The 15,169-nt window shown below is 67.3% G+C and carries 12 protein-coding genes and 3 pseudogenes; 2 read left to right on the top strand and 13 right to left on the bottom strand.

Annotated elements, in window-relative coordinates:
* Positions 1-2: 2 nt before the first annotated feature.
* The 5 genes and pseudogenes from HWX00_RS15545 to HWX00_RS15525 all read right to left on the bottom strand — a co-directional run bounded on the left by HWX00_RS15545 (position 3) and on the right by HWX00_RS15525 (position 5,266).
* Positions 3-1,158: pseudogene (locus HWX00_RS15545) on the bottom strand (porin).
* Positions 1,159-1,204: 46 nt separating this feature from the next.
* On the bottom strand, positions 1,205-2,584 hold the full coding sequence (locus HWX00_RS15540; RefSeq protein ID WP_175026783.1) for an MFS transporter: 1,380 nt from the start codon (positions 2,582-2,584) through the stop codon (positions 1,205-1,207).
* Between the two features lie 85 nt (positions 2,585-2,669).
* Complete coding sequence (locus tag HWX00_RS15535) at positions 2,670-3,599, bottom strand: SMP-30/gluconolactonase/LRE family protein (protein ID WP_175026782.1); 930 nt, start codon at positions 3,597-3,599, stop codon at positions 2,670-2,672.
* A gap of 21 nt (positions 3,600-3,620) precedes the next feature.
* The gene (locus HWX00_RS15530; protein ID WP_175026781.1) at positions 3,621-4,568 is read right to left on the bottom strand and encodes a hydroxyacid dehydrogenase; all 948 of its coding nucleotides are present in this window, start codon (positions 4,566-4,568) and stop codon (positions 3,621-3,623) included.
* Positions 4,568-5,266 carry an RraA family protein gene (locus tag HWX00_RS15525; protein WP_034186141.1) on the bottom strand — a complete coding sequence of 233 codons (699 nt, stop codon included), beginning with the start codon at positions 5,264-5,266 and terminating at the stop codon, positions 4,568-4,570. The genes HWX00_RS15530 and HWX00_RS15525 overlap by 1 nt, the downstream gene beginning before the upstream one ends.
* A gap of 165 nt (positions 5,267-5,431) precedes the next feature.
* Here HWX00_RS15525 and HWX00_RS15520 point away from each other — a divergent pair, with 165 nt between their 5' ends.
* Complete coding sequence (locus HWX00_RS15520; protein ID WP_034186140.1) at positions 5,432-6,142, top strand: IclR family transcriptional regulator; 711 nt, start codon at positions 5,432-5,434, stop codon at positions 6,140-6,142.
* A gap of 189 nt (positions 6,143-6,331) precedes the next feature.
* Here HWX00_RS15520 and yfiB read toward each other — a convergent pair.
* The 4 genes and pseudogenes from yfiB to HWX00_RS15500 all read right to left on the bottom strand — a co-directional run.
* A pseudogene (yfiB, locus tag HWX00_RS15515) lies at positions 6,332-6,848 on the bottom strand (outer membrane lipoprotein YfiB).
* Positions 6,849-6,935: 87 nt separating this feature from the next.
* The gene (dgcN, locus tag HWX00_RS15510; protein ID WP_034186138.1) at positions 6,936-8,204 is read right to left on the bottom strand and encodes a diguanylate cyclase DgcN/YfiN; all 1,269 of its coding nucleotides are present in this window, start codon (positions 8,202-8,204) and stop codon (positions 6,936-6,938) included.
* Positions 8,201-8,917 carry a regulatory sequestration protein YfiR gene (gene yfiR, locus HWX00_RS15505; RefSeq protein ID WP_049028291.1) on the bottom strand — a complete coding sequence of 239 codons (717 nt, stop codon included), beginning with the start codon at positions 8,915-8,917 and terminating at the stop codon, positions 8,201-8,203. Before yfiR ends, dgcN begins: the two co-directional genes overlap by 4 nt.
* 280 nt (positions 8,918-9,197) lie before the next feature.
* Positions 9,198-9,870, bottom strand: a pseudogene (locus HWX00_RS15500) (molybdopterin cofactor-binding domain-containing protein); the annotation flags it as partial.
* 167 nt (positions 9,871-10,037) lie between these two features.
* On the opposite strand from HWX00_RS15500, the gene HWX00_RS15495 reads away from it, so the two are divergent.
* Positions 10,038-11,279 carry an NAD(P)/FAD-dependent oxidoreductase gene (locus HWX00_RS15495; RefSeq protein ID WP_059556886.1) on the top strand — a complete coding sequence of 414 codons (1,242 nt, stop codon included), beginning with the start codon at positions 10,038-10,040 and terminating at the stop codon, positions 11,277-11,279.
* A 23-nt stretch (positions 11,280-11,302) separates the two neighbouring features.
* Here the strand turns inward: HWX00_RS15495 and HWX00_RS15490 are convergent, their stop codons facing one another.
* From HWX00_RS15490 to HWX00_RS15475, 4 genes are all read right to left on the bottom strand, one after another.
* On the bottom strand, positions 11,303-12,076 hold the full coding sequence (locus HWX00_RS15490; protein ID WP_175026780.1) for a FadR/GntR family transcriptional regulator: 774 nt from the start codon (positions 12,074-12,076) through the stop codon (positions 11,303-11,305).
* Positions 12,077-12,144: 68 nt separating this feature from the next.
* Positions 12,145-13,035, bottom strand: a complete 891-nt coding sequence (locus HWX00_RS15485) for an L-fucono-1,5-lactonase (RefSeq protein ID WP_175026779.1) — start codon at positions 13,033-13,035, stop codon at positions 12,145-12,147.
* Between the two features lie 67 nt (positions 13,036-13,102).
* Complete coding sequence (locus HWX00_RS15480) at positions 13,103-14,044, bottom strand: ABC transporter substrate-binding protein (protein ID WP_049029304.1); 942 nt, start codon at positions 14,042-14,044, stop codon at positions 13,103-13,105.
* 77 nt (positions 14,045-14,121) lie between these two features.
* A complete protein-coding gene (locus HWX00_RS15475; protein WP_034186131.1) occupies positions 14,122-15,159 on the bottom strand; it encodes an ABC transporter permease in 1,038 nt (345 codons plus the stop codon).
* Between the last annotated feature and the right edge of the window lie 10 nt (positions 15,160-15,169).

The raw sequence follows: 15,169 nt of genomic DNA, 5'->3' as shown, positions 1-15,169 counted from the left end.
CCTTAGAATTTCTGGCGCATGCCGATCACCACGCCCGTCTGGTTGTGATCGGGTGCAACCGTGCCGTAGCCGTTCACGCCAAGTGCGGAGCCGCCCTTGTTGCGCGCGAAACCGGCCGTCGCGTAGACATCGGTGCGCTTCGACAGCAGATAGTCCGCACAGAGCACGGCGAGCCACGGATCGGCACTGGTCGAATGCACGTCCTGGTAATACGCCGTTGCCGTGACCACGAACGCCGGCGACACCGCGTATTGCGCGCCGGCCCAGTACAGGTTCGCCGCGCTGGCTTCGGACCCGTTCGCGACACGAATCGGGTTCGCCGGCAGGAACGCGTTCGACGCATGCAGGTAGCGATAACCGGCGAATCCCTTCACCGGTCCGATCGCATACGACGCGGCGGCCGTCGCGCGACGCTCGGTGCCCGTGTTCGTCGCGACGGTGTTGCTGTTGCGCTGCTCGTACGACACGCTCGCGGCGAGCGGCCCCTGCGCGAAACTCAGCGCGCCGCTGAAGAAGCGGCCGGTGAGCTGCGCGCCCGGCACCTCGGCGCCGTATCCGGTGTCGTAGCGGGTGCTGTACATCGCTTGCGCCGTCAGCGGACCGAACACGCCGGTGTATTTCGCCGAATTGTCGATACGCGCGGCCGCCGCGTAGTCGAGCGACAGCACCGAATAGCGCGACGACGCGCCCATCGGGTCGAACGCCACGGCCTGTTCGTAGAAGAGCGAGTTCTGGCGGCCGAACGTCAGTTGCTGCCCTCGATAAGACAGCCCCACCCACGCCTGCCGGCCGAAAATCCGCGATGTCGTGGCGGCGTTCGCACCGAGGCCTTTCGTCGACTGCGCGGTCGTGCCGTCATTGATGTTGAAGCCGTCTTCCAGCTGGAAAATGGCCTTCATGCCGCCGCCGAGCTCCTCGACGCCCTTCAGTCCCCACCGCGAACCGGACAGGTTGCCCGATGCTTCGCGCGTCTGCGCGCCGCCGGTGCTCGTATTGTTGATGTGTTCGATGCCGACGTCGGCAATGCCGTACAGCGTGACGCTGCTTTGCGCATGTGCGACACCGCCCCCCCCCCAACGCCGCGCTCGCGACGGTGACGGCGCCGAGCACGAAGCGGGATTTCGGGCGGGCATTCTGGCTGGCCTGATTCGACAACATGGAGTCTCCAAACTGTTTTTTGTGGGTGGGTCTGACGAAGAAATATTCACGTCCTGCGGGCGGCGGGCGCTTCGCCGGCGCACGAGCCCGGATCGCCGAGCCATGCAATGGTCAGCGCACCGAGCAGCAGCACGGCCGACACGGCGACGAGCGGCGTGGTGAAACCGCCGGAGAACTGCTTGAGCGCACCGATCAGCGACGGTCCGACGAAGCCGCCGAGGTTGCCGACCGACACGATCAGCGCGAGGCCGCCGGCGGCGGCCCGCCCGGTGAGGAATCCGGACGGAATGGCCCAGTAAGTCGCCTGGAACGCGAGGATCCCGCTCACCGTGACGCACAGCGCGATCAGCTTGAAAGCCGGCGCGTGAATGAAGGCGCTCGCGCACAGCGCTCCGGCGGCGACGGCCAGTGCACCGGCGACGTACGGAATGCGGTTGGCCGCGCGATTGGCGACCCGCGCCCACCAGAGCATCGCGCCGGCACCGATCGCATACGGAATCGCCGTCAGCCAGCCGACCACCGCGTGTTCGACGCCGAACTGCCGGATGATCTGCGGCATCCACAAGCCGACGCCGAGCGAGCCGACGATCCCGCAGAAGTTGATGAACGCGAGCACGAACACGCGCCAGTTCGTCATGGCGTCGCGCAGGTCGCTGCCATGCTTCGCGCCGATGTCGCGCTGCTCGAACGCGAGGCGCTTCGCGAGCGACGCCTTCTCTTCGTCACCGAGCCACGCCGCTTTCTCGGGACGGTCGGCCAGCACGAACAGGCACGCGATGCCGAGCACCACGGCCGGCACGCCTTCGATCAGCAGCAGCCACTGCCAGCTGCGCAGCCCGTGCAGGCCGCCGAGTTCGAGCAGCGCGCCGGAAATCGGCGAGCCGATCATGTTCGCGACGGGAATGCCGACGAGGAACGCGGCCGTCACCTTCGCGCGCCACTTGCCGGGAAACCAGTGCGTGAAATACAGATAGATGCCGGGCGTGAATCCTGCCTCGGCGAGCCCGAGCAGAAAGCGCGCGGCCGCAAAGCTCTTCGGGCCGACGACGAACGCCGTCGCCATCGAGAACAGGCCCCACGTGATCATGATTCTCGCGATCCACACGCGCGCGCCGACCTTCTGCATGATCAGGTTGCTCGGAATCTCGAACAGGAAATAGCCGATGAAGAACAGGCCGGCGCCGATGCCGAACTGCTCGGCCGTGAGACCGAGATCCTTGTTCATCGTCAGCGCGGCAAAACCGACGTTGGTCCTGTCGAGATAACTGATCACGTAGCAGACGAAAATGAACGGCAGAATGCGCCGGAACGCCTTGGCGAGCGTGCGCTCGCTGGCCGCGTAATCGTCGGCGGTCAGGCGCTCCGCGGCTTGCGCGGCGGCGCGCGGTGCGTCCTCGCCGGCATGCAGCACGTGCGAAATGGTCATGCTTGTCTCCTTCGTCGCGCGGCTGGCGGCGCGATCTTTCGGCATGCGGGCGGGAAGCCGACGCGCGGCTTCCCGGCTCGTGGTCTCAGTCCTGCTTCGCTGCCTGTTTCGGCAGCGGGCCGGCAACGGTCATGTCCGCTTTCAGGATGGAACCCGACGTCGCTTCGGTGATGAAAAGCGTCTTCATGTCCGGGCCGCCGAAGCACACGCTCGTGAGCGACGCGCCTTTCGGTCCGGTCAGGATCTCGACGGGCTCCGCGCAGTGGTTGAGCACCCACACGCGGCCGAGCCCCGGATTCGCGACGAACAGGCGGCCATCGAGATCGACGGTGAGGCCGTCGGGGCCGCTCGGTCCGTAGGACGTGAAGAACTGGCTGACCTTCGTGACCGAGCCGTCGGCCTGCAGCGGCATGCGCCACACGGCATTGCCGCGCGTCATCGCGACGAACAGCACCTTCTCGTCGCGCGACAGGACGAGCCCGTTCGGGCTCGGGCAGGTATCGAGCAGCATGTCGAGCTTGCCGTCGGGCGACAGCCGGTACACGCGGCCCGTCGGATCGTGCAGTCCGGTCTGCCCCTGGTCGGTGAAATAGAGGTTGCCGGCCGAGTCGAACGTCAGGTCGTTCACGCCCTTGAAGCGCTCGGTGTTGCGGCGCTCGAGATACGGGCGGACTTCACCGCGCTCGATATCGAGCAGCATCACGCCGTTCCGGTAGTCGGTGATGATCAGATGCGATGCATCGAAGCGCTTCATCCCGTTGGGCTCGCCGTCGTATTCGGCGACGAGTTCCCAGTCACCTGACGGTGAAATGCGGAAGATGCGCCCGTGCGGAATGTCGGTAACGAACAGGTAACCGTCCGGATCCCAGACCGGCCCTTCGAGAAAGGAATCCGTGACCATTCCGCCGCGATTCGCGCGCGCCCATTCCGTGCGGACGTCCGGCTTGCGAAACTTCTCCGGCATGCGCGTGAAGACTTCGGCTTCGCGCACGTCGGGACTCGTCAGATAAAACATGCGTACCTCGATGTCCAGGGTTCAAGCCGCGCTGTGCGCGCGTTCGTCCAGCACCGCGAGGAGGTTGGCGGCCGCGCCCTTGCCCATGTTCACGTAGGCGGCATCGCTCACGCCGCCGACATGCGGAGACAGAATCGCGTTGGGGATCTGCTGGAACGGGTGCGGCACCGTCATCGGTTCCACGTCGAAGCTGTCGAGCCCGGCCGCGCGCAAGTGGCCGCTCGTCAGTGCGTCGGCAAGCGCGGCTTCGTCGATCAAGCCGCCGCGGGCGGTATTGACGAGGATCGCGCCGCGCTTGAAACGCGCGAGCGTGTCGCGGTCGAGCATCCGGCGGTTGTCGGCCGTCAACGGACAATGCAGCGACACGACGTCCGACTCCGCGTACAGCGTGTCGAGCGGCACCCGCTTCACACCGGCGGGCACTTCCTTCGCGAACGGATCGAACGCGACAACCTTCATGCCGAACGCCGCGCCGATCGCGGCCACGCGCCGGCCGATCGCGCCAAGCCCGACGAGGCCGAGCGTGCGGCCGTCGAGTTCGACGGACTTGTGCGTCGACTTGTCCCAATGGCCTTCGCGCATGCGGGAATCGAGCTGCGGAACCGACTTCGCACACGCGAGCAGCAGCGCCCATGCGTGCTCGGCGACGGCGGCCGCATTCGCGCCGACCGCGGCACGCACCGCGATGCCGCGTGCGGCGGCGGCGTCCTGATCGATCACGTCGATGCCGCTGCCGTGCTTCGAAATCACCTGCAGGTTTTCGGCGGCGTCCATGATGCGCGCGTTGATCTTGCCGTACCGGACGATGATCGCGACCGGCTTGTGCGCGATGCAGAGCGCGACGATGTCGTCTTCGGTCGGCTGCTTGCCGGCGAACACGACGTCGAACTGCGTGAGCATGTCGAGCGCTTGAGCCGCAAGGTCGGCGGCGGTCACGAGGACGACGGGCTTATGCGAAGCGGTCTGCATCACAGCGCCTCGCCTTCGGCCAGCATGCCGGCTGCGCGCAGTTCCTTCTCGATCCAGCCCGGACGAACGTCGCCCTTGTGGATCGCCGCGATACGCGCCGTTTCGGCATCGAGCTTTTTCTGCGCCAGATCGACGATGCGCGCGACGTCGGCGCGCGCAACGACGACGACGCCGTCGGCGTCGCCGACCACCAGGTCGCCCGGATTGACCGCCGTGCCGCCCAGCGAGATCGGCGCATTCACGCGCCCCGCGACACTTTTGGTCGGGCCGCACGGATTGAGGCCGGCCGAGAAGATCGGATAGTCGCCGTTGGCCAGTTCATGCGCATCGCGCACCGCGCCATCGATGATGATGCCGGCGATGCCGCTCGCCTTCGCCTGCGCCGCCATGATTTCGCCGAGCAGCGCGCACGAGATGTCGCCCTTGCCGTCGACCACGACGACGTCGCCCGGCTTCGCGACGGCGAGCGCCGCATGGATCGCCAGGTTGTCGCCCACGCGGACTTCGACCGTGATCGCGGGGCCGGCGACCTTCATCTTCGGCGACAGCGGCCGCACGCGGCCATGCACGGTGCCGCGGCGGCCGGCGACGTCGGCCAGGATCGCCGCTTGATAGCGGGCGGCGGCCTGAACGAGTTCGGGCGACACGCGTTCGATGTCGCGAATGATCGGGGAAGTGCTGACGGGTGGCTTGCTCATGATTCGACCTCGGGTTGTGCGTTGTACTCTGTACAACAGTGGTGTACATAGTGAAATCACTATAACCAGAGGGCGAGCATCATGGCACTGGCGTTTACCCTTTTACGTGGTAAACCATCATTTTACTCTGTACAATCCGTGTTGCATGTCGACAGGAGAGAAGAGATGGGAAATGAAGGGGTCGTTGCCGTGGAAAAGGCGCTTTCGCTGCTGGACTGCTTCAAGCCCGGTGCCGAATCGCAGTCACTCGCGATGCTGTCGCAGGCATCCGGCATGCACAAGACGACGGTCTATCGGCTGATGAACTCGCTGGAGCGAATGGGCTATGTCGTGCGAGCGCAATCCGGCAACTATTCGCTGGGACATCGTGTGCTGTACCTCGGCAAGCTGTACGAGCAGTCGTTCCATCTGTCCACGGTGGTTGAACCGGCGCTGCACGCGCTGGCCGCGCTGACGAAGGAAAGCGCATCGTACTACGTGCACGACAGCGGGCAGCGGCTTTGCCTGTTTCGGGCCGAGCCGTCCGAAGGCCTGCGTGAAACGCGGCTCGCGGGGACGATGCTGCCGCTCGACGACACGGCCATCAGCCAGGTGATCCGCTTCTGGGGACTCGGCGAACCGATCTATGACAAGCCGCCTGCGCTGCCCCTCTTCACCGCGGGTGCGCGCGACGTGCACACGGCAGCGTTCGCGGTGCCGATCTTCGGCGCCGGCGACAAGTTCATGGCGGCACTGACGCTTTCCGGTCCTGCGTCTCGTCTCAGCGCCGCATACGAGTCGGGCGAGCTGGATCGACCGCAACTGGATGCGGCCGCCGATCTGTCCCGGAAGCTGGGCGCGAGTGTCGCGCTCTGCGAAAACATCTACGGCACCTGATCCTCGCGGCGACCAACGCATGGTTCAGGTCGGCGCTGAAGCAACAGCGGTTGCCCAAGTCGCCGCGCGTTGGTTCGAGCTGACGACTGGAACTGGCGATACAGCGCCATTCCGCTACGCGTGCGTAGCGTGCCAACGCGGACTGTCTTGCCTGCCGGCATCGCGCTTCACGCAGAACAACGATGCCCGTCACCTCGGCGAAATCACAATCGCCGCCCGCCGATTCTGCGCCCGCCCGGCCGGCGTCCGGTTATCCCCTACCGGATCACGCTTCCCTTTCCCCGCGATCGCGATCTGCTTCGCATCCAGCCCGACGTCGACCAGCTCGGCGGCCACCACCTCCGCCCGCCGCTTCGACAACTCGAGATCGTATTTCTCCGTCCCGCTGTCATCCGAGTAGCCATACACCCGCACGCCGTTGATCCCCGACGACCGCAGCGTCCGCCCGATCCGTTCGACGATCCGCCGCACGTCCGGCTTGAGGTTGTACCGGTCGAAATCAAACAGAATGGGCCCGGTGGACCCGAACTCGAACCCCTGTCCAGTCTCCTGGAACCCGGCTGATTTCAGCGCCGTGACCTGCGTCTGCGTCAGCCCGCGATGAAGCGGCGGCGGCGGCGTCTTGCAGCCCCCCCAGCAGCATGCCCAGCAGCAATGCGCTTCCCACGCACAGCCGCTCCATGCTTACAGGAAACGAGTGGTTCATTTCGCATCCCCTTCGAGTGCGCCCTTGTTGAACGCGCTTCTTGTCAATCGCTGCCGCGGCCTCGCCCGCGGCGCGAAACGTTCATCCTCAAGCCGATCCGACCACCCCCTCCGCCAATTGCCAGGAGCCCGGCCGCGCACGCTTGGCGCGGTACATCGCGGCATCCGCCGCCCGCAGCAGGCCGCTCGCGTCCGACGCGTGATCGGGATACAGCGCAACGCCGGCACTCATCATGGTGGCCACCATGCGGCCGTCGGACAGCTCGATCGACGGCGCCATGCCGGACAAAATCCCGTCGGCGATCCGGCATACGCTGCCCGCTTCGGGCACCGCCGCCAGCATCACCGCAAATTCGTCGCCGCCCAGACGGGCGACGAGATCGGCCTCGCGCACCTGCGTACGCAGCCGCGACGCGATGCCGACCAGCACCGCGTCGCCGGCATCGTGGCCGAGACAATCGTTGATTTCCTTGAAGCGGTCGCAGTCGAGATACAGGACGGCAACCCGCTGCCCCGTCAAAGTCGCGTCGCACAGCGCAAGCGCGAGGCGCGATTCGAACTGCGCGCGGTTGGGCAGCCCCGTGAGCGCATCGTGCGTCGCCTTGTGCTCGAGCGACGCGTTCTCGTCGCGCAGCGTGTTCTGCCAGTCCTCGAATTCGTCGAGCAATGCATTGAAGTCGTCGCCGAGCTGGTTCAGTTCGGCGATCGCCACCGGTTCGACGCGCCGCGCAAAGGCGCGCTCGCGCCGCACCGCGTGAGCGACGCCCGCCAGCGCGCGCAGCGGCGAAACGATGTTGCGCAGCAGACGCTTCGAGCTGACATACGCGCCGAACACGCTGACGGCCAGGCAGCCGAGAATGCCGCCCACGCCGCCAAGCAGGAAGCCGAAGAACTGATGGCCGCGCCCGCGCACGACGACGTGTCCGACAATGATGCCGTCGTGCAGCACCGGGACGGTCACCGGCCCGGGCAGCGCCGCATCCGCCACGGCGCGTTCGAGCCGCGCGATGCCGTTGCCGGCAGGCAATTGCCACGTCGCGAACAGTTGTCCCTTGCTGTCCGTGACGACCACCTGTGCGACATCCTCGTCGCTGGCGATCAATCCGATCGCCTCGTTCGCCGCGACGCGATCGCCGAACACGAGCGCCGCCTCGACCGTGTAACCGAGCGAGCGCGCGAGCAGGTTCAGGTTGTTGCCCGCGTACGCGCGCAACGCGATCACGGCGACGACGATCAACGACACGGCCGCCATCGTCACCGCGATGAACGCGAGGCGCAGGTGCGCCCGACGCAGCACGCTTTGCAGCGTCGGGCGCGGCATGCGGGAAGCGGAAACGGGGAGCGCGGACCGTGTCATGGCGTCACCGGCCGCCGGGCGAGGTTGAGCACGTTCGGGTGCACGCGCACGCCGCTGCGCGCGACGGCGTCGAGATTGATGTCGAACGACACGCGATCGCCGTCGACACTCAGGCAGAACATGCCGCCCGCGGTGCAGGACGGATCGTGTTCCGAGATCGTCAGCACCGGATGACCGGCCACCGCGGTTCTCACCCGCGCGCGTTCGTCGTTGCTCAGCGTGCCGAGGTAGACGATGTCGCATGCGATGCCGAGCGCCGGATCGTCGGGACGTACGCGCTGCACGTCGACCAGCGTCGAGCCGGCCTCCAGCGTGTCGGTCAGGCCGCGCGCGTAGTCGGGCCGGCCCGTGACGCACAGATGCAGGCGAACGGGCGTGGTCGGCCAGCGCGTGAAGCTGACGATGCCGAGCACGACCTGGCGCACGGCGGAGTCGTGTGAGGAATGGGCCGGGTCGGCGTGATCGACATGATCGGCAGGGCTTGCGGCGGCGGCGAGGTGCATGGGATCGACCGGAACGTCGGTATCGACGGGCGCCCCTGCGAGCACGGCGGGTGCCGCGCCCAACCAGCAAACGATTGCGAACAGCGCGTGGCGCAACGAAGCGGCTCGGCCGAGACGGCCGGACACCGTCCGCGCGGCGATGGGCGCCGCGCCCGCTGACGTCGCTGCAGTCGCGAGACCGACAGCCGACGCGCACACTTTCGCATCCATGATGGCAACATCCGCTGGCGTCGCTCCGGCGCTGCCCCTCGCCTCTTCCCATGCGCGTGCAGGCACCGAATTACGCGCATGATGGCTTCATCTTAGGTAAAAATTCGGATGACCAAGCAGTGGGAAACACCCGATAAAACGTCGGAAAGTATGCGGAATCGGTACTGCGTCACGACGATGCGAGCGAAGGCGATGACCGGCGTCGATCCGGTGTCGACGCCGGTAGATTGGTCAGCGGATTGGATGCCCGCGGGCGGCAAACTTCATACGTTCATGCGCGCTATGCGATCGCCGACAAATCGAACGGCGTCTCCCGCAGGCGCGTCCCCGTCAGCCTGAACCCCGCATTCGCAATCGCCGGCGTCACCGCCGGGCTCGACAGCTCGCCGACGCCGCCCGGCACGATGTGAATGTCGGTCTCTGGCATGTCGCTCATCCGCATCACGCGATACGTGTCGAAGTTCGACTGCAGCACGCGGCCGTGCCGGAAATCGATGCGATCGACCGTCGCATGGCCGAGCCCCCACATCAGCCCGCCGTACCATTACTCGTCGCCCCCGGCCGGCGACACCGCGCTCCCGCAGTCGGCCACGCACGTGAGCCTCTCCATCTTCACCGCGCCGTCCTTGCGACTGTTCATCAGCTTCACGGGCCTGCTCGCCTTCACCGCACACCATGCCGCCTCGAACAGCCAGTACGTCGATTCGTGCGCACCGAAACTGCGGCCCGACACGCGTTCGTGCAGCGTCACGCGATGCGCGGGAGTGCCGCCGTTACGCGTGCACACGATGATGTTGATCGGCTCCAGCGGATGTGACCTTGTGCGCCATCGAATACGACGCCTCGATCGTACGTGCGCGGGCCGCTTTCGCCTTCGCGGAATCGCCGTCGGCAATCGTCGGCACGACACGAGTGGCCGAGTCGTCGACCCATGCTGCCCGCCTCGCCGCGACGATCGCGAATCATCGTGCACGGGCCACGTTCCGCGTATCGGCACCGCCGCCGGCTTGGTCCTTCACGCCGCGGCGAGTATGCTTGTACATCGAACGTTCTCCAACACGCGGCGGCACGACGATCGCGACACCACGCCCCCTGCCCCGCCAACCGCCCTTCACCATCGATGGATTTCGACGTAATCGTTCTCGGCGCCGGCATCGTCGGCGTGTCCGCCGCGCTGCATCTGCAGGATCGCGGACGCAAGGTTGCCCTTGTCGATCGCGGCGCGCCCGGCGAAGGCACGAGCTTCGGCAACGCCGGGCTGATCGAACGCTCGTCGGTCGAGCCGTATCCGTTCCCGCGCAGCCCGTTCACGCTCATGCGTTATGCGCTGAACCGCTCGACCGATCTCTACTGGCACAGCGCATCGCTGCCCGCGTTCGCGCCATGGCTCGCACGGTTCTGGTGGGAATCGGCGCCGCTGCGCCACGCGGCCGCTTCGCGCGACATGCTGCCGCTGATCGAGCGCTGCATCGTCGAGCACGACGCGCTGATCGCGCGGGCCGGCGCCGGCGAACTGATCCGCGCGACCGGCTGGCTGGAAGCGTTCCGAACGCCGGCCGCCTTCGAACGCGGCGTGGCCGAGGCCGGCCTCACCGCGCGCCGCCACGGGCTCGGCATCACGCCGCTCGACGCGGCCGCGCTGCACGCGCACGAGCCGAGCCTCGCACCCGGCTTCTGCGGCGCGCTGCACTGGCTCGATCCGAAAAGCGTCGTCGATCCGTCCGCGCTCGTCAAAGCGTATGCGCAACTGTTCGTGCAGGGCGGCGGCACGCTGCTCGGCGGCGACGCCGCCAGCCTCGACGCACTGTCGCCCGGCTGGCAGGTTCACACGCAGGACGGCCCGGCCGCCGCACCGGCCGTCGTCGTCGCGCTCGGCCCGTGGTCCGACATCGTGTTCGGCAAGTTCGGCTACAAGATCCCGCTGCGCGAGAAGCGCGGTTATCACATGCACTACGCGCCGTCCGCGCGCGGCGTGCCGTCGGCGCCGATCGTCGATCGCGAATACGGCTACGTGATCGCGCCGATGCGGCGCGGGCTGCGGCTGACGACGGGGGTCGAGATCGCGCGGCGCCGCGTGCCGCCGACCGGCGTGCAGCTCGAACGCGCGGAACGCGTCGCGCGGCCCGTGTTCGGTTTCGGCGAACGGCTCGACCCGCAGCCGTGGCTCGGCTTCCGGCCGTGCACGCCGGACATGCGCCCGGTGATCGGCCCCGCGCCCGCGCATCGCGGCCTGTGGTTCGCGTTCGGCCACAACCACCACGGGCTCACGCTCGGCCCCGTCACCGGCCGCCTGCTGGCCGAGATGATGACGGGCGAAGCGCCGTTCACCGATCCGGCGCCGTATCGCGCCGATCGTTTCTGAACAGATGACCCGTCACCGCGCGCTCAGTCGAGCGCGCGGCCGAAGATCCGGATGACTTCGTCGAGGTGCTCGGCCATCGCGCGGCGCGCGGCGTCGGGATCGCGCGCGCGGATCGCGTCGAGGATCGCGCGGTGTTCCAGCTCCGAACGGTGCGGCATGTCGTTCGGCATGTACAGCGACTGCAGCCGCTGGAACATCAGGTCGTACTTGTGCGCGAGCAGCTGCTTGATCATCAGCGCATACGCGGCGTTGTCGCTCGCTTCCGCGATGCGGATATGGAACAGCCGGTCGCCCGGGTGCGTGAGCGAGCCGCTGCGGTTGTCTTCCTGGTTGCGCAGGAACGCTTCGTGAATCCCTTCGATCTGCGCGTCCGAGCCGTGCTTTGCCGCGAGCGATGCCGCTTCCGGTTCGATCAGCCGGCGCGCCTGCAACAGCGCGAACGGCGGGACCTCGGTATCGAGGTCGAGCGCGATGCCGAGTTCGGGATCGATCTCGACGATCGAGAACGGCGCGACCGTCGCACGGGATGCGGGTTCGGGCGCGGGCTCCGGCGCCGCGACCGCTTCGGGATGACGCACCTTCACGCCGTCGCCGACGCGCACGCTGACGAGCCCGCTCACTTCGAGCGCGATCAGCGCCTCGCGCACCGACGTGCGCGACACGCCGAACTGCTCGGCCAGTTCGCGCTCGGGCGGCAGATAGCTGCCCGGCGGAAAATCGCCGGACTCGATCATCGCACTGAGCTTGTCGGCGATCTGCTGGTAGAGGCGGCGGTTCTGAATCGGCTGGATGGACATACGTTGACGCCGGTAATCGGTTTCGTTCCGGACGGTCTGACGAATCGCACAGACCGTTCGCGCCTATTTTATATGCCGCGCCTCACATCGCCCGGCACCGCGTAACAACGCGCGGCCGTGCCGCCCCACAGCGCGTTGCGCTCGGCCGCCGACAGCCGCGATTCGGCCCAGCGTTCGACGAGCGACGCCACTTCGTCATACGAGGCCGCCAGCAGGCACACGGGCCAGTCCGACCCGAACATCAGCCGCTGCGGCCCGAACGCGTCGAGCGCCGCGTCGAGGCACTGCTCGATGTGCCGGATGTCCCGCGCGCGCAGGCCGCGCCGCCAGTCCGCCTCGGTCACGAGCCCCGACAGCTTGCATGCCACGTGCGGCAACGCGCCCAGCTCGCGCAGCGACGCGCGCCAGCGTGCGAGCGCCGTGTCGTCCCGCTCGAACTCGGTGAGCGCCGGCTTGCCGGCATGATCGAGCACGAGCCAGTGCGCATCGTGCGTCGCGCAGAACGCGCGCACGTCCGGCAACTGGCGCTCGAACACGAGCACGTCGTACACGTAACCATTCGCCTGCAGCCACGCGATGCCCCGATTGAAACCGGGATCGGCGACGAATGCGGCCACGTCGGCTTCGTCCTGCACCTGATGACGAAAGCCGCGCAGCTTCGCGCTGCCCCACGCGGCGACCCGCTCGGCCAGCCCGGGCGCGCCGAGATCCTCCCAGCCGACCACCGCCGCGATGCGGGCGTCGTCGCGCGCGAGATCGAGCAGGAACGCCGTCTCGTCGCGCCCGGCGCGCGCCTGCACCGCGATCGACGCGCCGAGCGCCTGCGCATGCATCTGCGGCCACAGCACGTCGGGCAGGTAGTCGCGTGCGAGCACGCCCATCCCGGGGCCGATCCACGGATAGTCGGCCGCGCGATAACGCCAGAAGTGCTGATGGGAATCGATGCGCACTGCGCCCATGGTGCCCTCGTGTTCAGTCGCCGCTGTCGCGGCGGCGCGCGTCATCGCCGCCGCTCGCGCGCAACGCTCAGTCGTACAACACCGCCGCGATCTTCGGATCGTCGATATTGGTCTTGTCGTACCAGTAGAAACCGGTGTCGATGACCTTCGGCAGCTTCTCGCCCTTGATCGCCTTCACGGCCGCCTCGACGGTCTTGTAGCCGATCCCGATCGGGTTCTGCGTGATCGCGCCGGCCATCAGCCCGCTGCGGATCGCGTCCTTCTGCTGCTTGCCGGAATCGTAGCCGACGATCACGACCTTGCGCTTCATCTCGCGCACGCCGTTGACCACGCCGATCGCCGATCCTTCGTTGGTGCCGAACAGCCCCTTGAGCTTCGGATACGCCTGCAGGATCGACTTCGTCACCTCGGTCGACTTCAGCTGGTCGCCTTCGCCGTACTGCACGGTCACGACCTGCACCTTCGGGTGCGCCGCCTTCATCCGCTCGAGAAAACCGTCGCGGCGGTCGATGCCGGTACGGCTCGTCTGGTCGTGCGCGACCACGGCCACCTCGCCTTCGTCGCCGATCAGCGCGGCGAGCTTGTCGGCGGCGAGCGCGGCGGCCGCCTTGTTGTTGGTCGCGGCGGTCGTCACCGGGATGTCGCTGTCGACGCCCGAGTCGAACGCGATCACCGGGATCTTCTCGGCCTGCGCCTTCTTCAGCAGCGGCAGCGCGGCCTTGCTGTCGAGCGCCGCGAAGCCGAGCGCGGCCGGCTTCTTCGCGATCGCGGCCGACAGCATGTCGATCTGCTTGTCGACCATCGCCTCGGTTTCCGGCCCCTCGAACGTCACCTTCACCTTGTAGTCCTTCGCGGCCTGCACGGCGCCCGACTTCACGGCCTGCCAGAACTGATGCTGGAAGCCTTTCGAGATCAGCGGGATATAGGCTTCCTGCGCCTGCGCGCCGGCCGTGACGCCGACGGCGAACGTCAGCCCGACGATCGCGTTCAACACCTTGCTCCTGATCACTTCGCGTCTCCTTGGTTGGATTCTTCTGGACGCCGGCCGGGCCGGCGGTGAAGCGGATGCCTGCGTGCAGGCGTGCGTCAGCGGCGGCGCCGGCGCAGGATGTCGACGTACACGGCGAGGATGATGATCACGCCGGTCACGACCGTCTGCCATTCCTGCGCGACCGACATGATGCGCAGGCCGTTGGTCAGCACGCTCATGATGAACGCGCCGATGATGGTGCCGACGATGCTGCCCGCGCCGCCCGACAGCGACGTGCCGCCGATCACGACGGCCGCGATCGCATCGAGCTCGTAACCCTGCCCGAGCGCCGGCTGCGCGGAGTTCAGCCGCGACGCGATCAGCAGGCCGGCGATCCCGCACACCGCGCCGCTGAACGTGTAGACGGCGATCTTCCACGCATCGACGTTCACGCCGGACAGCCGCAGCGCTTCCTCGTTGCTGCCGAGCGCGAACGTGTAGCGGCCGAAGATCGTCCGGTTCAGCACGATCGACGCGCCGATCGCGACGAGAAACAGGATCAGCACCGCGTTCGGAATCGGCAGCGCGGGGATCAGGTTGCCGATCAGCGAGTCCTGCGCGATCGACGTGAAGCCCGGCGTGTCGTTGAAGTAGATCGGCCGCGTGCCCGAGATCACGAGCGACAGGCCCTTGAGCAGCATCATCATGCCGAGCGTCGCGATGAACGGCGGCACCTTCATCTTCGCGATCACGAACCCCGACACGCAGCCCGACAACGCGCCGAAGCACAACGCGGCCAGGATGCCGAACGGCAGCGGCATCCCCCATTTCGTCAGCACGACGCCGGCCATCACCGCGCAGAACGTCATCAGCGTGCCGACCGACAGGTCGATGCCCGACGTGATGATCACGTACGTGCAGGCGACGGCGAGCACGCCATTGACCGCGGTGGCCTGCAGGATCGACACGAGGTTGTCGACTTCGAGAAAGTTCGGCGAACCGAAGCTGAAGAACACGATCAGCAGCACGAGGCTCGCGAACGCGAGCAGCTTCTGGCGCGCGGCGGGGTTGAAGAAGCGCGCGCGAAAACCGGGCGCGGCGGCCGGCGTGTCGCCGGAAGCGAGGGGCGGGACGGGATGCGTATCGTTGGACATGGTAAGCGTC

This window comes from Burkholderia seminalis DSM 23518, assembly GCF_902832885.1.
GTDB classification, from domain to species: Bacteria; Pseudomonadota; Gammaproteobacteria; order Burkholderiales; family Burkholderiaceae; genus Burkholderia; species Burkholderia seminalis.
Note: the sequence above shows the minus strand (reverse complement) of the source record. Positions and strands in the feature narration are given on the sequence as shown.

Coding starts and splice junctions, on each gene's coding strand:
- HWX00_RS15540 (WP_175026783.1), bottom strand. CDS start 2,584: ATGACCATTTCGCACGTGCTGCATGCCGGCGAGGACGCACCGCGCGCC.
- HWX00_RS15535 (WP_175026782.1), bottom strand. CDS start 3,599: ATGTTTTATCTGACGAGTCCCGACGTGCGCGAAGCCGAAGTCTTCACG.
- HWX00_RS15530 (WP_175026781.1), bottom strand. CDS start 4,568: ATGCAGACCGCTTCGCATAAGCCCGTCGTCCTCGTGACCGCCGCCGAC.
- HWX00_RS15525 (WP_034186141.1), bottom strand. CDS start 5,266: ATGAGCAAGCCACCCGTCAGCACTTCCCCGATCATTCGCGACATCGAA.
- HWX00_RS15520 (WP_034186140.1), top strand. CDS start 5,432: ATGGGAAATGAAGGGGTCGTTGCCGTGGAAAAGGCGCTTTCGCTGCTG.
- dgcN (WP_034186138.1), bottom strand. CDS start 8,204: ATGACACGGTCCGCGCTCCCCGTTTCCGCTTCCCGCATGCCGCGCCCG.
- yfiR (WP_049028291.1), bottom strand. CDS start 8,917: ATGGATGCGAAAGTGTGCGCGTCGGCTGTCGGTCTCGCGACTGCAGCG.
- HWX00_RS15495 (WP_059556886.1), top strand. CDS start 10,038: ATGGATTTCGACGTAATCGTTCTCGGCGCCGGCATCGTCGGCGTGTCC.
- HWX00_RS15490 (WP_175026780.1), bottom strand. CDS start 12,076: ATGTCCATCCAGCCGATTCAGAACCGCCGCCTCTACCAGCAGATCGCC.
- HWX00_RS15485 (WP_175026779.1), bottom strand. CDS start 13,035: ATGGGCGCAGTGCGCATCGATTCCCATCAGCACTTCTGGCGTTATCGC.
- HWX00_RS15475 (WP_034186131.1), bottom strand. CDS start 15,159: ATGTCCAACGATACGCATCCCGTCCCGCCCCTCGCTTCCGGCGACACG.